General features: G+C 36.9%; 23 protein-coding genes. 3 read left to right on the top strand and 20 right to left on the bottom strand.

All coding sequences use genetic code 11. The features are described from left to right. Positions 1 to 1,650: an acyl-CoA mutase large subunit family protein gene (locus tag HNR27_RS10545; RefSeq protein ID WP_429339706.1), complete on the bottom strand. Its 1,650-nt coding sequence runs from the start codon at positions 1,648 to 1,650 to the stop codon at positions 1 to 3. Between the two features lie 157 nt (positions 1,651 to 1,807). Between HNR27_RS10545 and prli42 the strand changes: the two genes are divergently transcribed. After that, positions 1,808 to 1,951, top strand: a complete 144-nt coding sequence (gene prli42 / locus HNR27_RS10540) for a stressosome-associated protein Prli42 (RefSeq protein WP_212921993.1) — start codon at positions 1,808 to 1,810, stop codon at positions 1,949 to 1,951. Positions 1,952 to 2,188: 237 nt separating this feature from the next. Here the strand turns inward: prli42 and HNR27_RS10535 are convergent, their stop codons facing one another. The 6 genes from HNR27_RS10535 to HNR27_RS10510 form a co-directional block, all read right to left on the bottom strand. Next, complete coding sequence (locus tag HNR27_RS10535; RefSeq protein ID WP_212921994.1) at positions 2,189 to 2,620, bottom strand: BrxA/BrxB family bacilliredoxin; 432 nt, start codon at positions 2,618 to 2,620, stop codon at positions 2,189 to 2,191. 85 nt (positions 2,621 to 2,705) lie between these two features. Beyond that, a complete protein-coding gene (locus tag HNR27_RS10530) occupies positions 2,706 to 3,974 on the bottom strand; it encodes a dihydrolipoamide acetyltransferase family protein (protein ID WP_429339705.1) in 1,269 nt (422 codons plus the stop codon). 19 nt (positions 3,975 to 3,993) lie between these two features. After that, the gene (locus HNR27_RS10525; RefSeq protein WP_212921996.1) at positions 3,994 to 4,977 is read right to left on the bottom strand and encodes an alpha-ketoacid dehydrogenase subunit beta; all 984 of its coding nucleotides are present in this window, start codon (positions 4,975 to 4,977) and stop codon (positions 3,994 to 3,996) included. A gap of 15 nt (positions 4,978 to 4,992) precedes the next feature. Then, complete coding sequence (locus HNR27_RS10520; protein WP_212921997.1) at positions 4,993 to 5,985, bottom strand: thiamine pyrophosphate-dependent dehydrogenase E1 component subunit alpha; 993 nt, start codon at positions 5,983 to 5,985, stop codon at positions 4,993 to 4,995. Positions 5,986 to 6,020: 35 nt separating this feature from the next. Next, positions 6,021 to 7,442 (bottom strand): dihydrolipoyl dehydrogenase, encoded by a 1,422-nt coding sequence (gene lpdA / locus HNR27_RS10515; protein ID WP_429339704.1) that lies wholly within the window; start codon positions 7,440 to 7,442, stop codon positions 6,021 to 6,023. Positions 7,443 to 7,457: 15 nt separating this feature from the next. Continuing rightward, positions 7,458 to 8,552, bottom strand: a complete 1,095-nt coding sequence (locus HNR27_RS10510; RefSeq protein WP_212921999.1) for a Leu/Phe/Val dehydrogenase — start codon at positions 8,550 to 8,552, stop codon at positions 7,458 to 7,460. A gap of 373 nt (positions 8,553 to 8,925) precedes the next feature. Here HNR27_RS10510 and HNR27_RS10505 point away from each other — a divergent pair, with 373 nt between their 5' ends. Both HNR27_RS10505 and HNR27_RS10500 read left to right on the top strand, forming a co-directional pair. Continuing rightward, positions 8,926 to 9,162, top strand: a complete 237-nt coding sequence (locus tag HNR27_RS10505; RefSeq protein WP_212922000.1) for a DUF2627 domain-containing protein — start codon at positions 8,926 to 8,928, stop codon at positions 9,160 to 9,162. Positions 9,163 to 9,184: 22 nt separating this feature from the next. Continuing rightward, positions 9,185 to 10,549, top strand: a complete 1,365-nt coding sequence (locus tag HNR27_RS10500; RefSeq protein ID WP_429339703.1) for an aspartate kinase — start codon at positions 9,185 to 9,187, stop codon at positions 10,547 to 10,549. Between the two features lie 103 nt (positions 10,550 to 10,652). Here HNR27_RS10500 and spo0A read toward each other — a convergent pair whose 3' ends face one another. The 13 genes from spo0A to accB form a co-directional block, all read right to left on the bottom strand. Next, on the bottom strand, positions 10,653 to 11,435 hold the full coding sequence (gene spo0A / locus HNR27_RS10495) for a sporulation transcription factor Spo0A (protein WP_429339702.1): 783 nt from the start codon (positions 11,433 to 11,435) through the stop codon (positions 10,653 to 10,655). 237 nt (positions 11,436 to 11,672) lie between these two features. Continuing rightward, complete coding sequence (gene spoIVB, locus HNR27_RS10490; RefSeq protein ID WP_429339701.1) at positions 11,673 to 12,959, bottom strand: SpoIVB peptidase; 1,287 nt, start codon at positions 12,957 to 12,959, stop codon at positions 11,673 to 11,675. A gap of 173 nt (positions 12,960 to 13,132) precedes the next feature. Next, entirely contained in the window at positions 13,133 to 14,848 is a 1,716-nt protein-coding gene (gene recN, locus HNR27_RS10485) for a DNA repair protein RecN (protein ID WP_212922004.1), read from the bottom strand. Between the two features lie 19 nt (positions 14,849 to 14,867). Continuing rightward, positions 14,868 to 15,317, bottom strand: coding sequence for a transcriptional regulator AhrC/ArgR (gene ahrC, locus HNR27_RS10480; protein ID WP_212922005.1), 450 nt, complete (start codon positions 15,315 to 15,317; stop codon positions 14,868 to 14,870). A gap of 51 nt (positions 15,318 to 15,368) precedes the next feature. Next, positions 15,369 to 16,196, bottom strand: coding sequence for a TlyA family RNA methyltransferase (locus HNR27_RS10475; RefSeq protein ID WP_429339700.1), 828 nt, complete (start codon positions 16,194 to 16,196; stop codon positions 15,369 to 15,371). Positions 16,197 to 16,219: 23 nt separating this feature from the next. Beyond that, entirely contained in the window at positions 16,220 to 17,104 is an 885-nt protein-coding gene (locus HNR27_RS10470; RefSeq protein WP_429339699.1) for a polyprenyl synthetase family protein, read from the bottom strand. Continuing rightward, the gene (gene xseB / locus HNR27_RS10465; protein ID WP_429339698.1) at positions 17,101 to 17,340 is read right to left on the bottom strand and encodes an exodeoxyribonuclease VII small subunit; all 240 of its coding nucleotides are present in this window, start codon (positions 17,338 to 17,340) and stop codon (positions 17,101 to 17,103) included. Before xseB ends, HNR27_RS10470 begins: the two co-directional genes overlap by 4 nt. Beyond that, complete coding sequence (gene xseA / locus HNR27_RS10460; protein WP_429339697.1) at positions 17,333 to 18,682, bottom strand: exodeoxyribonuclease VII large subunit; 1,350 nt, start codon at positions 18,680 to 18,682, stop codon at positions 17,333 to 17,335. The genes xseB and xseA overlap by 8 nt, the downstream gene beginning before the upstream one ends. Next, positions 18,679 to 19,530 (bottom strand): bifunctional methylenetetrahydrofolate dehydrogenase/methenyltetrahydrofolate cyclohydrolase FolD, encoded by an 852-nt coding sequence (gene folD / locus HNR27_RS10455; protein WP_429339696.1) that lies wholly within the window; start codon positions 19,528 to 19,530, stop codon positions 18,679 to 18,681. The genes xseA and folD overlap by 4 nt, the downstream gene beginning before the upstream one ends. A 21-nt stretch (positions 19,531 to 19,551) precedes the next feature. Further along, positions 19,552 to 19,932 carry a transcription antitermination factor NusB gene (gene nusB, locus HNR27_RS10450; RefSeq protein ID WP_429339695.1) on the bottom strand — a complete coding sequence of 127 codons (381 nt, stop codon included), beginning with the start codon at positions 19,930 to 19,932 and terminating at the stop codon, positions 19,552 to 19,554. A 141-nt stretch (positions 19,933 to 20,073) separates the two neighbouring features. After that, positions 20,074 to 20,469 (bottom strand): Asp23/Gls24 family envelope stress response protein, encoded by a 396-nt coding sequence (locus tag HNR27_RS10445; protein ID WP_212922011.1) that lies wholly within the window; start codon positions 20,467 to 20,469, stop codon positions 20,074 to 20,076. Between the two features lie 36 nt (positions 20,470 to 20,505). Next, positions 20,506 to 21,867: an acetyl-CoA carboxylase biotin carboxylase subunit gene (gene accC, locus HNR27_RS10440; RefSeq protein WP_212922012.1), complete on the bottom strand. Its 1,362-nt coding sequence runs from the start codon at positions 21,865 to 21,867 to the stop codon at positions 20,506 to 20,508. A 15-nt stretch (positions 21,868 to 21,882) separates the two neighbouring features. Further along, entirely contained in the window at positions 21,883 to 22,380 is a 498-nt protein-coding gene (gene accB / locus HNR27_RS10435; protein ID WP_212922013.1) for an acetyl-CoA carboxylase biotin carboxyl carrier protein, read from the bottom strand. Positions 22,381 to 22,570: the final 190 nt, after the last annotated feature.

The raw sequence follows: 22,570 nt of genomic DNA, 5'->3' as shown, positions 1-22,570 counted from the left end.
CTAGATGCTTCCATACTCTCCAAATTCCCTACGTAACACATTACAAATCTCTCCAACTGACGCATAGGCTTTCACTGCATTCAAAATATATGGAATGAGATTTTCTTCCGGATTTTTAGCTGCCCATTCTAATTGTTTTAATGTACTATTTACTAAGTCTTTATCTCGATTTAGCTTTCTCTCGTGTAGAGCAGCCTTTTGTTCCCGCTCTAGTTTTTCATCTACTTTTAATAACTCTGGATTTACCTCTTCATCAATTTTGTATTTATTTAAACCAACGATAACTTCTTCTTCGCTTTCAATTCGCTTTTGCGTTTCATATGCTGTCCGATGTATTTCCCGTTGCATAAATCCTTCTTCAACGGCTGAGACTGCACCGCCTAGTTCTTCAATTTGTTTTAAATAAATAGTTACTTCGGATTCAATCTTGTCTGTTAATGCTTCGATAAAATATGAACCACCTAGCGGGTCAATCGTGTCTGCAACACCACTTTCATGAGCTATTATTTGTTGTGTTCGAAGCGCAATACGTGCAGACTCTTCTGTTGGTAAAGCCAATGCCTCATCACGAGAGTTCGTATGTAAGCTCTGCGTACCTCCTAATACAGCCGCTAAAGCTTGCAGGGTAACTCGGACGATATTATTATCCGGCTGTTGTGCAGTAAGCGTAGAACCACCTGTTTGCGTATGAAAACGTAACTTCCAGCTCTTTGGATTTTTCGCTTGGTAGTGCTCTTTCATAATCCTCGCCCAAATTCTCCTAGCAGCTCTAAATTTAGCAATCTCTTCAAAAAAATTGTTATGGGCATTAAAGAAAAATGCTAGTCTAGGTGCAAACGAATCAACATCCAATCCTGAGGCAATAGCAGCATCCACATATGCCATACCATTCGCAATCGTAAAGGCTACCTCTTGGACTGCTGTGGATCCTGCCTCGCGGATATGATAACCAGAAATACTAATTGTATTGAATTTCGGAACATTTTGCTGGCAGTACTCAAAAATATTGGTAATAAGTCGCATGGACGGTTTTGGCGGAAAAATATAAGTACCACGTGCGATATATTCCTTTAAAATATCATTTTGAATAGTTCCAGTTAATCTATTGATAGGAACTCCTTGCTTCTCACCTACCGCAATATACATACATAGTAAAATGGATGCTGGAGAATTGATGGTCATAGACGTACTAACCTTATCTAAGGGAATTTGGTCAAGAAGTGCCTCCATGTCGTGTAAAGTGTCTATGGCTACACCAACCCTTCCCACTTCTCCCTCTGCCATTGGATCATCGGAATCGTAACCAATTTGTGTCGGCAAATCGAAAGCAACAGATAAACCAGTTTGCCCTTGCTCCAATAAATAACGAAAGCGTTTGTTTGTTTCAGTTGCAGAACCAAAGCCAGCATATTGACGCATTGTCCAATACTTACTTCGATACATCGTGGACTGGATGCCCCGTGTATACGGATATTCTCCTGGAAAGCCTAACCTTTCATTGTAATCGCTATCATTTTCATGGTAATAGAGTCTATCGACAGGTATACTCGAGCTAGTTTGAAACACTTCTTTCCGCTCAGGAAAGCGCTTTAATGTTTCTTCAACGGAATCCTTCCATTTTTTTTCGTTATCCTTTTGATTAATTGTCATACTAGTTCCCCCTATCTCTAAAAAAAGAACCTTAATACTAAGGCAAATATTAGGAAAATTAATAATTTAAGAATGGCTATTCTAATATTTTACTTGTCCTTAACCCATTTTAACGATAAAATACAATTAGCATATGGGATGTAAGGAGGACAAACAGATGGCTTCAAAGCAAAACATTAAACCTGCTCCAAGAAGAAGATCAAAACGTGAACGAAGAATGAGATTAGCTGTATATATTATGATTATTGCAATGGTTGTCTCAACCATAACCTATGGATTAGCATTTGTAATCAATTTATAATATGAATCAATGGCTGGATTATATATCCAGTCTTTTATTTTTCAAACAATCTAACATAGCTTCCCCAAAGTCGGAAATCTAAAGTTGTCGTAATCTCCTAAAGAATCAAGTAAATTTATGATTAGTTACAACTATTAATTATATTATAACAACTTCAAGTCCGCCACTACCTTAATTGGGTTTAAAGCGAAAATAAGGCTGACCCTATATAGAGACAGCCTTATTTGGTTTATCTATTTATACTTCTTCACAATGCTCATCGAATAGTTGTTGTAATCTGCTCATCACTTCTACAGCACTATGTCCTTCAATGTCATGGCGCTCTAACATGGTAACGATTTTACCATCCTTTAACAACGCAAATGATGGTGAAGAAGGTGGATAACCTTCAAAATATGTTCTTGCCTTTTCCGTCGCTTCACGATCTTGACCAGCAAACACTGTAACTAAATGCTCTGGACGCTTATCATAGTTTATCGCATTAATAGCTGCTGGACGAGCTACACCACCAGCACAACCACAGGTTGAATTAATAAGAACTAATGTGGTACCTTCACGATTTAGTGCAGCTTCTACTTCTTCAGGGCTTCTTAAATCCTCATAGCCCGCTTCTACTATATCTTTACGTGCAGCATCCACAATATCATTCATAAATAGATTAAAATCCATTTAAGACACTCCTTATGTTAAGAATAAATAAATCTATCAATAGGTTATCAAGTTTATCCATTAAATTCAAACTAAAAAGCCTGAATTAATAGACTTGAACCGTATTTTCATTCATGTTTTCTAAAATCTCCTTAACATAAGCTAAGAATTGACCACAAATTAGTCCATCCAAAATCCGGTGGTCCAATGATAAACATAAATTAACCATATCCCTTGCTGCAAACATATTATTAATAATAACAGGCTTTTTCACAATCGATTCAACCTGTAAAATTGCAGCTTGCGGATGGTTGATTACACCCATTGACTGAACAGAACCAAAGGACCCTGTATTGTTAACCGTAAATGTTCCACCTTGCATATCATCTGCAGTAAGCTTGTTCGTACGTGCTTTATTTGCAAGTTCATTAATTTCGCGGGCAATTCCCTTAATACTTTTTTCATCCGCATTTTTAATTACAGGGACAAATAATTCTTGGTCTTTTGCAACTGCAATGGATAGGTTTATATCTTTACGCTGAATAATTTTATCTCCTGCCCACATGCTATTTATTTGTGGGAACTTCTTCAGTGCTTGTGCTACAGCTTTTACAAAGAATGCAAAATAGGTTAAATTATAGCCCTCGTTTTGCTTAAATTCTGTTTTAATTTTATTTCGATAATTAACTAAATCAGTCACATCCACTTCAACCATCATCCAAGCATGTGGAATTTCGGTTTTAGAGCGTACCATGTTTTGTGCTATAACTTTACGTATACCTGTAACAGGAATCTCAATATCTCCAGCCTGTGTGGTAGAATGTGTTGATTGTGTTGTCTTCGATACTGTAGTACTAATTACCGGTTCTTCTAGTTTAGCTTCCGGTTTAGCGGATTCTACCGCAGTAGGTAGTTGACCAGTAGAAATAATCTGCTCAATATCCTTTCTTGTAATTCTTCCTCCACGGCCCGTTCCTGTAACCAGTTCTAAATCAATGTTATTTTCTTGAGCCATACGCAAAACTGCCGGAGAATAGCGTTTTTTCATCGATTGATCACTATTTAGGTCCTCTTTCGCCTTACTAGTAGTCACCTCTTGTTCAAGAGCTGCTCCTACTATATTCTCTCCATTACCTTCTGTTTCGATATAGCATATTAATTCCCCAACAGCAACCGTGTCTCCCTCTTGTACAGTAAGCTCTTTAACAGTCCCGGTGAAGGATGATGGTACTTCTGCATTTACTTTATCTGTCATGACCTCAGCAATAGGATCATACTTATTTACATGGTCCCCAACTTTAACAAGCCAAGAACTAATCGTTCCCTCTGTCACACTTTCACCAAGCTGTGGCATGGTAATTTTTTCTGTTGCCAATTCTATCCCTCCTATCTAATTAGAACTCAGCAAGCTCACGCATCGCTTTTTCAATTTTATCAGGATTCATCATAAAGAATTTTTCCATCGTTGGTGCATAAGGCATTGCAGGAACATCCGGTCCTGCTAACCTTTGAATTGGTGCATCCAGATCGAATAAGCAGTTTTCTGCAATAATAGCAGCAACTTCACCAATGACGCTACCTTCCTTGTTGTCTTCCGTTACTAATAGTACCTTTCCTGTCTTTTTCGCTGCTTCAATAATCGCTTCTTTATCTAATGGATAAACTGTGCGCAAATCAAGTATATGTGCATCAATCCCTTCCTCAGCTAGCTTTTCAGCAGCTTGTAAAGCAAAATGAACACATAATCCATATGTAATAACTGTGATATCAGAGCCTTCACGTTTTACATCGGCCTTACCTATTGGAAGTACATAATCATCCTCTGGTACCTCACCCTTTAAAAGACGATACGCACGTTTATGCTCAAAAAATAGAACAGGGTCATTATCTCGAATAGCAGCCTTTAACAAACCTTTTGCATCATAGGGGGTTGAAGGCATTACAATTTTTAATCCTGGTTGGTTAGCGAAAATTGCTTCCACAGATTGCGAATGGTACAGTGCACCATGTACACCTCCACCATATGGGGCACGAACAACAATTGGACAGTTCCAATCGTTATTAGAACGATAGCGAATTCTTGCAGCTTCAGAAATGATTTGATTTACCGCTGGCATGATGAAGTCTGCGAATTGCATCTCTGCTACTGGACGCATGCCATACATTGCTGCACCTATTCCAACACCAGCTATTGCTGATTCTGCTAATGGAGTGTCCAATACACGATATTCTCCAAATTCATCATATAAGCCTTCAGTCGCTTTGAACACGCCACCTTTTTTCCCAACGTCTTCCCCTAGTATAAAAACCTTCTCATCTCGCTGCATTTCTTCCCGTAAAGCAGCTGTTATCGCTTGAATATATGACATTACTGGCATGTTATTCCCTCCCTCTTACTCCTCGTAAACATACTTTAATGCTGATTCAGGTTCTGCATAAGGTGCATTTTCAGCATAATCCGTTGCCTCATTGACAATATTATTTATTTCATTCGTAATTTCCTTCTCTAAATCATCTGTTAAAATATTTAATTCCTTCAGATAACCCGCAAAGGTAAAAATAGAGTCAAGCTTTTTCGCTTCCTCAACTTCATCACGATCACGATATGCTCGATCATCATCATCACTTGAGTGAGCAGTCAATCGATAAGATACAGCCTCAATAAGTGTTGGACCCTCTCCATTTAATGCACGTTCACGGGCTTCCTTAACAGCTTTATATACTTCCAGTGGATCATTACCATCTACCGTGTAACCTGGAAAACCATAGCCTAACGCTCGGTCAGAAACCTTAGGGTTACCTAACTGCTTTTCTATTGGTACAGAGATAGCATATTTATTATTTTCTACCATAGTAATTACAGGTAATTTGTGCACACCAGCAAAATTTAATCCTTCATGAAAATCACCTTGGTTAGAGGATCCTTCCCCCAGGGTTACGAATGAAACAAATTGTTTGTTTTCCATCTTAGCTGCCAAAGCCACTCCAACAGCATGCGGAACCTGTGTTGTAACAGGCGATGATCCTGTTAAAATTCTATTCTTCTTTTGTCCAAAATGGCTTGGCATTTGGCGACCGCCAGAATTAGGGTCCTCTGCCTTAGCAAAAGCAGAAAGCATCAACTCTTTTGCTGTCATACCAAAAGCTAGAACTACGCCCATATCGCGATAGTAAGGGGCTACGTAGTCATCTTTACGATCTAATGCAAAAGCAGCTCCAACCTGCGCAGCCTCCTGTCCCTGACAAGAGATAACAAATGGAATTTTACCTGCACGATTTAGTAGCCACATTCTTTCATCTAATTTTCTCGCTAATAGCATCGTTTTGTACATGTCGAGTACTTGTTCATCGGATAACCCGAGTGCATCATGACGATTTGTAGTCATTTAAAAAGTCCCTCCCTTTACTAATTAAACTTATCTTAACCGTGAATTTGTAATCCTTCAACTGCTAGCGCTGCTTCCCCCATAATTTCTGAAAGCGTAGGATGTGGATGGATCGTATGTGAGATTTCCCACGGTGTAGCATCCAATACTTTTGCAAGTCCTGCTTCAGAAATTAAGTCGGTCACATGTGGACCTACCATATGAATTCCAAGCAAATCCTCATTTTCTTGATTCATTATAATTTTCACAAATCCATCTGATTCCCCGTAAACTAGCGCCTTTCCGATAGCCTTGAATGGAAATTTTCCTACTTTAACGGAAAATCCTTGCTCTTTTGCCTGTTTTTCAGTTAATCCAACACTTGCTGCTTCGGGATTCGAATAAATACAAGCAGGAATATTATCATAATTGATTGGTTCTGGATTGCATCCAAACATATGTTCAACCGCAATAATGCCCTCATGTGATGCGACATGGGCAAGCTGCATTCCACCTATAACATCACCGATTGCATATATATGTGATTCCTTTGTTTGATAAAATTCCGAGGTTTTAATATATCCCTTTTCTAGCACAATATCTGTATTCTCAATTCCAACATTTGTTGTGTTTGCTTGTCTGCCAACAGAAACTAAAATTTTATCAGCTGAAAATGCCTTTTTCTCTCCAGCTAATTCTGCTTCTATAGAAACACCCTTATCCTTTACCAATGTTTCAGGTAATACTTTTGCCCCTTTCACAAAGGTTACTCCTTTGCGTTTAAGAAGCTTTTCTACCTCACGTGCTACATCCATATCTTCTGTTGGTAAAATCTGATCCAGATATTCAACTACAGTTACCTCTGTACCGAAATCAGCTAACATCGATGCCCATTCTATTCCAATGACTCCTCCACCGATGATAATGATGGATTTCGGTAGGCTATCCATTTGCAATGCCTCATCTGAACTCATCACATAATCCCCGTCAATATTTAAGCCGGGTAGCGTTCTTGGCGAGGAACCTGTTGCAATAAGAACATTTTTCGGAACTAGCATCGTATTTTCCTCACCATTTGCATACTCAATCGAAATAGTTCCTGGCAGTGGTGAAAAAATACTCGGTCCAAGAATTCTTCCATATCCATGATAGACATCAATTTTACCCTTCTTCATAAGTGCTGTAACACCCTTATGCAAGGTCCCTACAATCGAATTCTTTCGTTGCTGAACTTGTAAAAAGTCCAATTGTATATCACTAGTAGTAATTCCGTACTCACTAGCATTTTTTGTTTGTCTATAGACTTCTGCACTTCTTAATAACGCTTTAGATGGAATACATCCCCTATGCAAACACGTACCGCCTAAGTCACTTTTTTCTACTACAGCAACCTTCTTGCCAAGCTGAGAAGCACGAATGGCAGCCACATAACCACCGGTTCCTCCACCAAGAACAACTAAATCATATTCCTGTGTCATTTGATTCTCCCCTTTTTACCTTCTGCTAAGCGTGTGTAATCCATTTATTAAGAATTGACCTCTAGATTTTCTTACTGATTCAATTCGCTCTTCCGCCATTCTATCTGCAGCTAAATACGTAGGTATATTATCACGTTTTGAAATTTCGAATACGCGAAGAAGGCTATCATAAATTCCTTCGACCTTTTTCATTGCTCTAGATTGGTTATAACCATTTAATTCATCCGCTACGTTAATCACTCCACCAGCGTTTATTACATAATCTGGAGCATAAACAATCCCTTTTTCATATAGAATATCACCATGCTCAGAAGACTTTAACTGATTGTTTGCTGATCCAGCAACTACCTTAGCCTTCAACCGTGGAATCGTATCATCATTGATTGTTGCCCCAAGTGCACAAGGTGCATAAATGTCGCAATCAACATCATAAATGTCATTCGGATCAACAGCTTTAGCATCAAATGCTTCAACAGCACGTTCAACTGCTGCTTTATTAATATCTGTAACAATTAGATTTACGCCTTCCTTATGTAAATACTCACATAATGTAAAAGCTACATTCCCTACACCTTGTACAGCAACAGTTTTTCCTTCTAAGGAATCACTACCAAATGCCTCTAATGCAGCTGCCTTAATTCCCTTATATACACCGTAAGCTGTTACAGGTGACGGGTTACCCGAAGAACCAAATTCAGGGGAAATACCTGTTACAAAATCTGTTTCCATATGAATTAGGTCCATATCCTCAACTGTTGTACCTACATCCTCAGCAGTTATGTATCTACCATTTAAGCTTTGAATATATCTTCCGAACGCACGGAACATTTCTGGATTTTTATCTGTTCTTGGGTCACCAATAATGACTGTTTTACCTCCACCTAAGTTCAGTCCAGCTGCAGCATTTTTATATGTCATACCTTTTGCAAGACGCATTGCATCGATGATCGCTTCTTCTTCAGAGTCATAAGTCCACATTCTAGTACCACCAAGTGCTGGACCTAATGTCGTATCATGTATAGCAATAATTGCTTTTAGGCCCGAATTCTTATCTTGGCAAAAGACGATTTGTTCATAGTCATAAACTTCCATATTCTTAAAAATATCCATAGTAAATTCCTCCTTAAATAAATGGTAAAGTATCTATATAATAAACTCTTACTTAAACAGCTTGAGCTATTAACATTATCATGATACAAACATGACGTAAAATATAATCGTTTTGAGCATAATTTTTTTTACTTATTAACCATTATAATACAAAACATTCGTAAATAAAAAATGTAAGCGCTTTAATTTTAATATTTAAAAAAATATTTTTTAAATATTAAAAAATATTGCGCTTTTCATGCTATTATTTTTCAAGGAAAACTCTACTTTTCTATCATACGTTAACATTACTATTTAGGCAAATGTAAATAATTTATCTATTTATTTTGTTTTTTGGTATACTTTTATCAAGCAAAACTAAAGGGAGATTAAAATGATTAGAATAGTAGCGGCACTGACATTATTTATACCTGGAGTTATAGCAGCTATTGGAATAAAACTCATGAGAGATACGTTATTTGATGAATTCCATCCAATCTTTCTTCATACTGGTGTCCAGTTTGCATTTGGACTTTTTCTTTTTATAGGCGGTCTTACCTTTTTAGGTGGTTTTATCATTCATCGAGATCGTAGGAAGCAAGCCGAAAAAAAGCTCAATAAAAATAACTAATTAAGACTTGGGGTGTGGATAGATGAAGGTCGCCAAATTTGGTGGTAGTTCTCTAGCAAGTGCTGAACAAATTAAAAAGGTTGGAGAAATCATAAAAAGTGACCCTAAGCGTAAGTTTGTCATTGTATCCGCACCAGGAAAACAGAACAAAGAAGATAGGAAAATGACGGATCTTCTCATCGATTTAGCAAATACATCATTCGCTAACCAACCTTATGAAGAACTTTTACAAACCATAATAATTCGTTTTCATAAAATCATTACTGACTTAGGTTTGAATAGACAGCTATTAGATGACATTCACCATTCTATATTACATAATTTAAAACGTGAACAATCTGCCGCTGATAAAATGGATCTGATAAAGTCAATTGGTGAAGATAGCTCTGCTAAAATTGTCAGTGACTATCTTGTGTCCCTGGGATTAGAAGCATATTACGTTAATCCAAAGGAAGCAGGAATACTAGTTTCTGATGAACCTGGAAATGCTCAAATCTTGCCGGAAAGTTTTGAGAAAATCAAGACATTACGGGAACGGAGTGGTATCTTAGTCATTCCTGGTTTTTTTGGCTATACGAAAGCTGGTAAACTTGTAACGTTCTCAAGAGGTGGATCCGATATTACTGGTTCTATAATAGCTGCTGGAATACATGCAGAGCTATATGAAAACTTTACTGACGTAGACTCTGTCTACTCTGTGAATCCGACTATTGTAGAGAATCCTAAAGAAATTAAGGTATTAACGTATAAAGAGATGCGGGAACTTTCCTATGCAGGTTTTACTGTATTTCATGATGAAGCATTAATTCCAGCATTTAAACGAGGAATTCCAGTAGCTATAAAGAATACGAATAATCCTTATCTACAAGGTACCTTCGTTGTTTCAGAAAAGAAAGAGAAGAGTAGAGCTGTCGTGGGAATCGCTAGTGATACTGGATTTAGTACGTTATATGTAGGTAAATATTTAATGAATCGTGAAATCGGATTTGGTCGCAGACTCCTCCAAATTTTAGAGGATGAGCAAATTTCATTTGAACATGCCCCATCTGGAATTGATGACATATCTGTTATTATTCGAGAAAGACAGTTTACTCCGGAAAAAGAAGTAAAAGTACTAGAGAGAATAAAAGAAGAATTACATCCAGATTCTCTATCCCTTCAACATGGATTGGCACTAATTATGATTGTTGGTGAAGGGATTATGGAAACCATTGGAATTGCAGAAAAGGCAACTACAGCTCTAGCTCATGCTAATGTTAATATTAAAATGATTAACCAAGGCTCCTCATACGTTTCCATGATGTTTGGAATAGACGCTAAAGACTTAAACAAGGGAGTAAACTCTCTATATAAAGTATTTTTTGATGACGATTACGAATATGAATAGAGTCGATTAAGAGAAATCTTTTAATAAAAAAATTACTGTACAATTCGATACAGTAATTTTTTTATTAAAATAGAGTTATCCTGACTAAATTTTCACTTATGTATTAACTCGCCTTATGCTCCAGACGAAGCCTATCTGCAACCATTGCAATAAATTCCGAGTTTGTAGGCTTAGCTTTAGAAATACTAACCGTATATCCAAATAATGCGCTTATTGAATCTATGTTCCCTCTACTCCACGCAACCTCGATAGCATGCCTAATTGCCCGTTCTACACGGGATGAAGTAGTATTGAATTTCTTCGCAATATCAGGATATAAAACCTTCGTAATGGAACCTAATAATTCAATGTCATTATAAACCATTGTAATCGCTTCTCTTAAATACATATACCCTTTAATATGAGCTGGAACGCCAATTTCATGAATAATGTTGGTAATGCTCGCTTCTAAATCCTTTTTCTTTCTTTCCCTCTTCATAATTGGGTTACTATGATTAGATATAGCGGAACGCCCATTCACTTGACGAATTTGATCGGCAAGATTATCAAGATCAAATGGTTTTAAAATAAAATATGATGCCCCTAAATCAACAGCTTTCTTCATTACCTCTTCCTGTCCAAAAGCCGTTAGCATGATAACATATGGATCATTATTAGCTCTACCCTTCTCCCTCAGCGAGCTTAAAACAGCTAAACCATCTACATGTGGCATGATTATATCTAGTACCAAAACATCCGGTTTTTTCTCTTCAATAAGTGTAAGGCAATCCTTTCCATTGTAAGCAGTTCCAATAATCTCGATATCTGGCTGCTCGTCAAAAAACTCCTCCATTAACTGTATTAAATCTCGGTTGTCGTCGACCAAACATACTGATATTTTTTCCACAAATTGCTCCTCCTTCAGTTATATGTCCATAAAAAGTATTCGACAAAAGATTAAAATATCCTTCCCTTTTTTAAAAAAACTTTGTATTTTTTTATGTTTTCTTTTATTAGCTTTATTTTTCTTTGTTTTTCTATTGTATTTGCTACAAAGCGACAACCAATCATTTCCATTTGTCGAATAATCTTTACTACAAGAAAGAGAAAGGTTTGACTTCCTAAGAAAGTCAAACCCGTGTACTCAACTTGCTTTTACTGTCTCTTTATCATAAATATCAACACCTGCATCTTGCAACATCCATTCAATATGGACACCATATCCACTTGTTGGATCATTTACAAATACATGGGTAACCGCACCGACTACTTTGCCATTTTGAATAATAGGACTACCACTCATTCCCTGAACGATTCCACCAGTAGCCTCTAACAATTTTGGGTCAGTAATTTGAATGACCATCCCTTTTGTAGCTGGTGATTTTTGCGGAACGCTACTTACAATTTCAACATCATATTCCTCCACTTTTTCACCATCAATAACTGTCAAAATTTTTGCAGGTCCCTCTTTAACTTCATGTGATAATGCAATTGGCATAGGCTTATCATATTTTCCATTCCTTATTTGGTCATCTAGTTGCCCAAAGATACCAAATGGACTATTTTTAGTTATCGTTCCAATTTTATTTTCTTTTATGGAGAATTTCGCTTGTTTCTCACCTGGGGTTCCATTATTTCCTTTTTGAATGGAAGTGACAGTTGATCGAACGATAGTACCATCGTGGATTTCAATTGGTTTTTTTGTATCCATATCGGATATCACATGACCGAGAGCTCCATATTTCTTGGACTTTGGCTCAAAGAAGGTCATTGTTCCAATACCTGCTGCAGAGTCCCTTATATATAATCCTATGCGATATTCGCTCTCTTTTTTATCTAATACTGGGGATAGTTCCGTTGTAAAGGTTTCTTTTCCTCTCTTCACCTTTATTTTAACTGGCATCGATTTTTTTCCAGATTCTTCGACTATTGGTTTAACATCATTCATTTCTTCAATTTCCTTACCATTCATTTCCATAATGACGTCTCCAACCTTAATGTTTGCATCCTCGCCTGGAGAGAGTGTGCCATTATCACCATTAACAAGATGATGTCCAACAACTAAAACCCCTAAAGTCTGCAGCTGTACTCCTATGGATTGACCACCAGGAATCACTTTTACATCCTTTAATACGGAAACATTTACTTTTTTTATTGGTACGCCGGCCATCGTATAAATTAACTGACTATCGCCAGGCTCTTCTACGTGGAAGCTTGACGCATTAACAGCCTCAGCATTGTCATTAACTGCAGCATGAACTTGAACTGATTTTCCTAGGCTTGGAACCTTCATGGGGAACTGGTTTTGAAAAGTAATTATTTTATCGGGAATGGTGAAATAATTTTGTATTGGGGGCGTAAAAGGAACAATTAGCAGTCCGAGTAAGAGTAATACTCCTGCTATGATACGAATTTTGTCTATATATTTCACAAATGTCCACTCTCCTTGTTCCTAAACCCATACCATATTTTTTATCTGTACTTCTAATTTGACCTTTAAAGCAAGTTTTTAAACTGGGAAATGTTAAGAAAAGCTGTGTAACATTTCCTATTTAAAAATGCGAATAATAAAACCAGATACGTAATAGTATCTGGCTATTTCCACTAATTATTTATAAGTTGTCCCTTTTTAAAGCTCTCTGCTAAATCAAGTAGCTCCTTTGCATGCTCTTTAGCAGTATTAGTTAATTTCGTACCTGTCATCATCCTACTTAGCTCATTAATTTGTTCTGTTTCAGTTAACACAGAAACATGTGTTAACGTCCGATTATTGATCTCATCCTTTTCAATTAATAAATGGGTATCAGCCATTGCAGCAACCTGTGGTAAATGTGTGATACATAAGACTTGTGATTCCTTTGAAATTTGGAAAATCTTCTCTGCGATTGCTTGAGCAACACGACCACTTACTCCAGTATCCACTTCATCAAATATAACACTAGTAACACCTTGATGTTTCGCAAACAATTTTTTTAATACAAGCATGATTCTGGATAGCTCTCCACCTGATGCCACCTTACTAATTTCTTTTAGAGGCTCCCCTAAATTTGTAGAAATTAGAAAGCGAATTTGATCAAAACCGTTTTTATGTAGCTCCACATGTTCTGAAGGAGTTTCTGGGGAAAATTCAATAGAAAAAGTTGACTTTTCCAAATATAAGTCCTTAAGCTCTACATGAACCTCTTCTATTAAAGCTTTCGCTGCTTTCTTCCGTAAATCATGTAGTTGTTTTGCTTCAAGAAATGCATCCTGTTTTACTTCTTCTATTTCGTTCATTATTTTTTGTAGATGAGATTCTTTATTATTTATTAGCTCGATTTCTTCTTCTATTTTACCCATATACTCAATCATTTCACTGACAGTCGTTCCATACTTCTTTTTTAATCGGTCAATTTCCGCCAATCTTCCTTCAATCTCATTTAAGCGATTCGGGTCAAATTCTAAACCATCCATATAATTACTCAATTGGTATGTAAGATCTTCAATCATATAAAAATGATTAGTAATTTCCTCAGACTTTTTGGCGATAAAAGGATCAAATGAACTATTCTCTTCTAATGCCTTTTGAGCAATATGTAACAATTCCAGGCCCTTTTCTTCACCATAAAGAGCATTATATGCTTCTGTTATCCCTCTAAAAATTCGTTCATAATTTAAAAGCTGCTTACGTTCATTTTCTAATTCTATATCTTCATTTGGGACTAAGTTCGCTTTTTCTAATTCATTTAATTGAAACTCCAATAAATCAAGACGTTGTGCCATTTCTTTTTCATTTTCATTAAGTTCTTTATATCGGTTTCGAAGGGACTGTAATTTCTGAAATAGGGTGAGATATTCTTCTTTTGCTTGTTCTATTTGATCTCGATTATACAAGTCCAGTAATTCGATATGATTTTCTGGAATCATTAACGATTGTGTTTCATGCTGACTATGGATATCAATTAGTGTTCTGCCAAATTCTTTTAATATCGCAAGTGTGACTAACTTTCCATTTACACGACAAATACTTTTACCCGACGCTGTAATTACTCGATTTAAGACGATTTCATTGTCGCGTGTTTCTACACCGTATTGGTTTCCCACTTCATGAATTGGATGATTGTCTGAATCGATTAAGAATAATCCCTCAATTTCTGCCTTCTCCTCTCCGTGTCTTACGAAATCAACAGAGGATCGCCCTCCAGCTAATAATTGAATCGAATCAATAATGATGGATTTCCCTGCACCTGTTTCACCAGAAAGTACTGTTAAGCCATCCTGGAAAGTTATCGTAAGCTGATCAATAATTGCAAAATTACGAATAGCTAATTCAGTTAACATTCTCAGTCACCCCCTATGATTAAAGCATATCAATAAATCGTTCTTTAATGGTGATGGTATCCTCTTCTGTACGACAAATAATTAGGCATGTATCGTCACCACAAATAGTTCCCATTATTTCATCCCAGTCTAAATTATCAATGAGTACGCCAACAGCATGTGCATTACCTGGGAGCGTCTTTAACACGATGAAATGACTTGTGTGGTCGATTTTAACAAATGCATCCATAATTAACCGTTTTAATTTGTCAAGAGGATTAAAGCGCTGATCAGCAGGTAAACTGTACTTATATTTTCCACCATTGGTGGGCACTTTCACTAGATGCAGTTCCTTAATATCACGTGAAACTGTTGCTTGTGTCACGTTATACCCAAGGCTTTTTAAACGATCGACAAGCTCATCCTGTGTATCAATATCATTTTCAGTGATTAGTTCTCTAATTTTTATATGTCTTTGTATCTTACTCATATTGCACCCCCTAATTAAATAGAAAGGACTACAACGCTGTAGTCCAGAAACTCAATTATTCTGTGGTGTCGTCAAGTCTGTATGAGCTCTATTGACTACGTCCTCTGGATTTAATTCTTCAATTGTTAACCCACTTTTATCTTTGTTCCAACCTAAATGTGCCAAAAATTCCACATTACCATCTCCACCAGTTATCGGAGAATAGGTTAACCCGTAAAGCTCAAATCCTTCGTCCTTAGCAAATGAAAGAATAGAATGTAGTACATCTAAATGGACTTTTCTATCACGGACAATTCCTTTTTTTCCTACCTGTTCCCTTCCTGCCTCAAACTGTGGCTTTATCAGTGTAACTACATCACTGTTGGAAACTAAAATATGTTTTAAAACAGGTAAAATCAATTTTAAGGAAATAAAGGATACATCGATCGTAGCAAAGCTTGGTAATCCACTTTGCAGCATATCCTTCGTAACATAACGAAAATTCGTACGCTCCATGACAATTACACGCGGATCACTACGCAGCTTCCAGTCTAATTGATTATAGCCAACATCAATGGCATAACAAAGCCTCGCTCCATTCTGAAGCGCACAGTCTGTGAACCCACCTGTAGAAGAGCCGATATCTACCATAATTTTATCATGAACATTGACGGAAAACACTTGAAGAGCCTTCTCTAGCTTTAGCCCACCTCGACCAACATAAGGAATGACTTTTCCTTTTACTGTTAATGGAATAGTTTCATCCACCTTCATGCCTGGCTTATCTAATCTTTCTTGCTCAGAAAAAACTAAACCAGCCATAATCGCTCGTTTTGCTTTTTCTCTTGTTTCTATTAAATTTCTTTCTACTAGTAGAACATCTAGTCTTATTTTACTCATGGTTGAAAAATCCTTTTCTGATGTTAATGGTCACGTTCACTAAAATACGTGGTCAACTCTGCTAATCGAGAAGTATTGGCGTTAGCATGTTTTAAAAGCTCCATGGCTTTTTCGGTATATCTTTTTTTCATTTCTATGGCGCCATCAAGCCCTAATAGCTTTGGATAGGTACTTTTATGATTCGATTCGTCGCTACCTACAGCCTTCCCAAGCTTTCCTTCATCCCCAGTTACATCAAGAATATCATCCTGAACTTGAAAAATAAGACCTAAATAATAGGCAAATTGCTCTAGATGCTGAATTTGTTCTTCTGTAGCATTCCCTAAAAAGGCACCTGCAGAAACTGCAAACCGGAGAAGCTCTCCTGTTTTTAGAGCATGAATCTTTTCTAATTGTTCCAAATTGACACTCTGATTCTCAGCTTCCATATCTAAAATTTGTCCAGCTACCATACCACTTGGACCACTAGCACGAGCTAATTCTCTAAGAATATATACCTTTTCTACCTCAGATAATAAAGGATCATTTGCAATAATTTCAAAGCTATATGTTAATAAACCGTCCCCAGCAAGAATGGCAGTTGCCTCACCAAAGACTTTATGATTGGTAAGCAGTCCACGTCGATAAGAATCGTCATCCATTGCAGGTAAATCATCATGGATTAAAGAGTACGTATGGATCATTTCTAAAGCAGTTTGCGTACTATAGGTCTTTTCTACGTTAGGGGAATAGGTTTCAAAGCTTGCTCTTAGTAAAATTGGTCTAAGTCTCTTACCGCCAGCTTCTAAAGAGTAAAGCATAGATTTTTTGAGCTGTTCTGGAATAGTTAAAGGTTTAAAGTGTTCTTTTACTTTATCTAGAAACAGCTGCTGATTCGATTCGATATAGCCTTCTAATAATTGCTTCACTCTTTTTCATCCTCCTGCAAATCAAAAGGGACTAATTCACCTTGTTCATTCATAATTTTTACCATTTTCTCTTGGATATGAGATAGCTTATCACCGCATAATTTAGAAAGTAACATACCATCCTGGTAATAGGATATTGCCTTTTCAAGCGGTACATCACCCTCCTCTAATTTTTCAATAATCTCTTCTAATTTCTCCATCGCTTTCTCAAAGCTTAATTCCTTTATATTATCCATGATTGATCTCCTTAACCTCCGTAACCTCACATGTCAATACTCCATCCTTTAAGTGAATACTTATTTGATCGGATGTGTTTACTTGTGTTCTTGACTTAATTATATCACCTGATTGGGTATAAGGTATCGCAAATCCTCTTTTCATAATTTCTAGTGGATTTAGCAACGTCAGTTTTTCTAACGATCTTCCAAGCTTTACGGTATCTCTTTCTACAATTTGCTTCATCGCTTGGTTGTTTTGCTTTATAAGTTGATTTAACTGTTTTATTGCATGGTCTAGCTGTCGTTTAGGATGTTGCGTTAAAAGTCGGGTTGAAAAATTGTTATATCGCTCATTTTTGTTATGCAATATCCGCTGCATAGCTCGATCGATTTGTTCTCGTTTATTGTCTAACTCCAGCTCCTTTTGCCTTAGTAGATGTTCAGGATACTTAAAAGCATAGGATTGAACTAAACGATTTAAATGATTCTGATGATGCTTAAGTTGTAATGCCATTAGGCTATGTAATGATTGTCTTAATTTAGAAATTTTATCTGCTAATTCCAATCGAGAAGGAACAGCTAACTCAGCAGCGCCGGTTGGTGTTGGTGCCCGTAAATCAGCTACATAATCACTGATCGTAACATCCGTTTCGTGACCGACAGCAGAAATAATCGGTATAGTCGATTTAAAAATAGCATCAGCTACAATTTCCTCATTAAAACTCCACAATTCTTCAATCGAACCACCACCACGCCCTAAAATAATAACATCAAAATCAGCCATTTGATTTGCTTTTTCGATTGTATTCGCAATTGACTTTGCTGCATTAATTCCTTGTACTAATACTGGAAGAACTGTAATTTGTACAATTGGATACCTTCTCTTAATTGTGGAAAGTATATCCCGTACTGCAGCACCCGTTGGGGAAGTGATGACACCAATGTGTTGAGGAAATTTAGGAATTTCTCTTTTATGTAATGGATCAAAGTATCCTTGATTGCGGAGCTTCTCTTTTAATTGTTCGAACGCTAAATACAACGACCCAACACCATCTGGCTCCATTTGTTGAATATACAACTGATATTGTCCCGCAGCTTCAAATAAACTAATCTCCCCGCGGATAAGCACCTTCATTCCATCCTCAGGTTTAAATTTTAAGTATCGATTATTTCCTGCGAACATAACTGCATTTATTCGAGCTTGATCATCTTTTATTGTTAAATACATATGACCACGCGAATGCAATTTGAAGTTCGAAATTTCACCTTTTAGCCAAATACTTCGAAGGTGAGGGTCTGTATCAAGTTTTCGTTTTAAATAACGCGTTAAAGCAGTAACCGTTAAATATTTGTCGCTCATTTTACCATACCTTTTGCAGCTTTAATGGTGTTTTGTAATAACATGGTAATTGTCATTGGACCAACACCTTTTGGAACTGGTGTAATATAGGATGCTTTTTCGCTTGCACTATCAAAGTCTACATCCCCAGTTAATGAACCATCATCTAAACGATTAATTCCAACATCGATAACTACTGCCCCATCTTTTATATAATCTTTGTCAATCATATTTGCTCGACCAACAGCTACAATTAAGATATCGGCTAATTTAGTAATCGACTTCATATCCTTTGTTTTGGAATGACAATAGGTTACCGTGGCATTTTCATTTAATAATAATTGACCTACAGGCTTACCAACAATATTACTGCGTCCAATGATAACAGCATGCTGTCCGGCAATCGGAATATTCCTTGAATGCAGCATTTGGATGATACCAAAAGGCGTACACGGTAGGAAGGTGTCCTGCCCTGTCATCATTCTTCCGATATTAATCGGATGAAAACCGTCTACATCCTTTTTAGGATTGATCGCCTCAATTATTTGCTGGACATCGATATGCTTTGGTAGTGGTAGCTGGACCAGAATCCCGTGAACACGATTATCGTTATTTAGTTGAGAAATTACATCTAATAACTCATTTTGTGAAATAGATTCAGGAAGTTCAATAATTTCAGAGCTCATGCCAATTTCCTCTGAAGCACGCTTTTTGCCGTTCACATAGGATCTAGAAGCTGGGTTATTCCCGACTAACACCACACTCAAATGCGGTTTTATATTTTGTTTGTGTAGTAAGGCAACTTCTTCTTTCATGCTTTGTTTCAATTCCATTGACAATTCTTTTCCGTTTAGGATCTCTGCTGTCATTTCTATCTCCCCCTCTACTCACTATTTTATAATTTTTGAAAGCACCCCATTAACAAATTTGCCTGATTTTTCATCTCCATAACGGTTTGCAATCTCCACTGCTTCATTAATTGATACATTTGTCGGAACATCCTCTAAAAAGTTAATTTCAAATGTAGCAATTCTTAATACCGTCTTTTCAACTGCTGGTAGTCGAGGAAGTGACCAATTTTCTAGATTTTCTGCTAGAACGTTGTCAATATCTTGTTTATGTCTTACAACACCGTTCACTAGATGAACAAGAAATTCGTCCTGTTCCTCTTCCTCCAGTCTTTCTTGAATAGTTATCTCCACATCTTCATCTAATAAGTCTAATTGAAATAATAATTGAAATGCTTTTTCTCTTGCAGCATGTCGTTTCATTTACATTACTCCTTTAATAATCTCTTCCAAATAATAACATGATTATGAAACACGCGCCACAAACTCCCATATTTTTAAAGAGAAAGAGGATATCCCATAGAAAACGACTACTAATAGTCAGCATTCGTATGGGACATCCTCTTATTCTGTTACGTCTTCGTTATTATTTTTTTCCATTTGAACGCCAACGACATGAACATTTACCTCTGCTACGTCAAGGGATGTCATGTTTTTTAACGTTTGACGGATATTGGATTGAATCTTTCCAGCAACCTCTGGTATAGTTACCCCAAAGTTCAATACTACAAATAAATCAATAATGATACCATCATTGGTAAGCTCAACTTTTACACCTTTACTATGAGATTTTTTCCCGAACTTTTCTACAACTCCTGTTGCAAAGTTACCACGCATATTAGACAATCCTTCTACTTCAGATGCTGCGATACCTGCAATTACTTCAATTACCTCTGGAGCAATTTCAACTCTTCCAAGTCCAGTATCATCACTCATATTCACTAACGGTTGTTCAGCCATACTTTCACTCCTCTTCATAATTGGGGTTCCAGTCGATTATTCTTGGCTCGGTTCAGCAATAGGGTTTTCTTCTAAAAAGTTTGTGTTAAAATCACCATGAATAAATACTTCATGATCCATAATTAGGCGATGAAATGGGATAGTGGTATGCACACCTTCTACTAGGAACTCATCAAGAGCGCGTTTCATCTTAGCAATTGCCTCATCTCTTGTTGCACCATATGTGATTAGCTTAGCTATCATGGAATCATAATATGGAGGTATTGCATACCCTGGATACGCTGCAGAATCTACCCGAACACCTAAACCACCCGGTGGTAGGTACATATTAATTTTCCCAGGTGATGGCATAAAATTCTTAAAAGGATGCTCTGCATTGATACGGCATTCAATTGCCCATCCGTCAAAGGTAACATCTTCTTGTGTAAAGGAAAGCTTCTCTCCATTTGCTATCTTGATTTGTTCTTTAATTAAATCAATTCCTGTCACCATTTCTGTAACAGGGTGTTCTACCTGAATTCTTGTATTCATTTCCATGAAATAGAAATCTTTAGTCTTACGATCAAAAATAAACTCTATTGTGCCTGCTCCGACATAATTAACTGCTTTGGCAGCTTGAACTGCCGCTCCTCCCATTTTAGCACGAATTTCATCATTTAGCGCTGGAGATGGTGTTTCTTCAATTAATTTCTGCAGCCTACGCTGGATACTACAATCTCTTTCCCCTAAATGAACGACATTTCCATGGGTATCAGCTAATACTTGTATTTCGACATGGCGAAAATCTTCAATAAACTTTTCTAAGTATACACCTGGATTTCCAAATGCAGTTTCTGCTTCTTTTTGGGTAATACGGATACCCTTAATTAAGTCCTCTTCAGATCTTGCTACGCGAATCCCTTTACCACCACCACCTGCAGTGGCCTTGATAATAACAGGATATCCAATTGTTTCAGCAATTTGTATTGCCTCTTCTTCACTCTCAATAATACCATCAGAACCTGGTACAATTGGAACATTAGCTGATTTCATCGTTTCTCTAGCAACATCTTTGATTCCCATCTTCTGAATCGCTTCAGGTGTTGGTCCGACAAATGTAATATTACATGCCTTACAAATCTCTGCAAAATCAGCATTTTCAGCAAGGAAACCATAGCCTGGGTGAATTGCATCTACATTGGTAGATATAGCAACACTCATGATATTGGTGAAATTTAAATAACTATCCTTACTTGACTTTGGTCCAATACAATAAGCTTCATCAGCTAACTGTACATGTAGTGCTTCTTTATCAGCCTCAGAGTATACTGCTACTGTTGCAATACCCATTTCCTTACATGCACGAATAATCCGGACAGCTATTTCTCCTCTATTAGCAATAAGCAATTTCTTAATCATATTAAGCACGTCCCCTTATTTCGTTTTTACTCTAAATAGTGGCTGACCGTATTCTACTAGCTCCCCATTTTCTACTAATACTTCAACAATCTCACCTGACACTTCTGCTTCAATTTCGTTGAATAATTTCATTGCCTCTACAATACATACGACTGTCTCTTTTGAAACAGAACTTCCAATTGATACAAATGGTTCACTATCAGGACTTGGTGAACTATAGAATGTACCAACCATTGGGGATGTTATTTCATGGTCATAATCTACAGAATTTGACTGAACAGATACTTCTTGTTTCTCTACTATTTCTTCTTTCACGGCTTGTACAGGTTGTTTTTCTACAGCAACAGGAGATATTTCCTTCTCCACATGGACAACAGGATTTGCTTGTACTGCAACACCCTCTGGTAATTTTTTCATTGAAACCTTTGTTCCATTTGTTTCATAAGTAAATTCATTTAAAGACGATTGATCAACTAGTTTTATTATTTCACGAATTTCTTGTACTTTTAACAAATTATAGCACTCCCTTAACTCGATTTATAATTAGGTACTAATAACTCCTCTTAATATTTTACGATAACTATAAGGAAAACTTCAACAATTAAGTAAAAACTCATAATTGAAACGCTTTCACATTCTTGATTATAACAAGATACCAGTGTCTTGGCGAATGATACTATTGATAGCATAAAATAGTTATCTT

Source organism: Ornithinibacillus bavariensis (genome assembly GCF_050433565.1).
Lineage (GTDB): Bacteria > Bacillota > Bacilli > Bacillales > Amphibacillaceae > Ornithinibacillus > Ornithinibacillus bavariensis.
This window is presented reverse-complemented; position numbering and strand designations above follow the sequence as displayed.

Coding starts and splice junctions, on each gene's coding strand:
- HNR27_RS10545 (WP_429339706.1), bottom strand. CDS start 1,650: ATGACAATTAATCAAAAGGATAACGAAAAAAAATGGAAGGATTCCGTT.
- prli42 (WP_212921993.1), top strand. CDS start 1,808: ATGGCTTCAAAGCAAAACATTAAACCTGCTCCAAGAAGAAGATCAAAA.
- HNR27_RS10535 (WP_212921994.1), bottom strand. CDS start 2,620: ATGGATTTTAATCTATTTATGAATGATATTGTGGATGCTGCACGTAAA.
- HNR27_RS10525 (WP_212921996.1), bottom strand. CDS start 4,977: ATGCCAGTAATGTCATATATTCAAGCGATAACAGCTGCTTTACGGGAA.
- HNR27_RS10520 (WP_212921997.1), bottom strand. CDS start 5,985: ATGACTACAAATCGTCATGATGCACTCGGGTTATCCGATGAACAAGTA.
- lpdA (WP_429339704.1), bottom strand. CDS start 7,442: ATGACACAGGAATATGATTTAGTTGTTCTTGGTGGAGGAACCGGTGGT.
- HNR27_RS10510 (WP_212921999.1), bottom strand. CDS start 8,552: ATGGATATTTTTAAGAATATGGAAGTTTATGACTATGAACAAATCGTC.
- HNR27_RS10505 (WP_212922000.1), top strand. CDS start 8,926: ATGATTAGAATAGTAGCGGCACTGACATTATTTATACCTGGAGTTATA.
- HNR27_RS10500 (WP_429339703.1), top strand. CDS start 9,185: ATGAAGGTCGCCAAATTTGGTGGTAGTTCTCTAGCAAGTGCTGAACAA.
- recN (WP_212922004.1), bottom strand. CDS start 14,848: ATGTTAACTGAATTAGCTATTCGTAATTTTGCAATTATTGATCAGCTT.
- ahrC (WP_212922005.1), bottom strand. CDS start 15,317: ATGAGTAAGATACAAAGACATATAAAAATTAGAGAACTAATCACTGAA.
- HNR27_RS10475 (WP_429339700.1), bottom strand. CDS start 16,196: ATGAGTAAAATAAGACTAGATGTTCTACTAGTAGAAAGAAATTTAATA.
- xseB (WP_429339698.1), bottom strand. CDS start 17,340: ATGGATAATATAAAGGAATTAAGCTTTGAGAAAGCGATGGAGAAATTA.
- xseA (WP_429339697.1), bottom strand. CDS start 18,682: ATGAGCGACAAATATTTAACGGTTACTGCTTTAACGCGTTATTTAAAA.
- folD (WP_429339696.1), bottom strand. CDS start 19,530: ATGACAGCAGAGATCCTAAACGGAAAAGAATTGTCAATGGAATTGAAA.
- nusB (WP_429339695.1), bottom strand. CDS start 19,932: ATGAAACGACATGCTGCAAGAGAAAAAGCATTTCAATTATTATTTCAA.
- HNR27_RS10445 (WP_212922011.1), bottom strand. CDS start 20,469: ATGGCTGAACAACCGTTAGTGAATATGAGTGATGATACTGGACTTGGA.
- accC (WP_212922012.1), bottom strand. CDS start 21,867: ATGATTAAGAAATTGCTTATTGCTAATAGAGGAGAAATAGCTGTCCGG.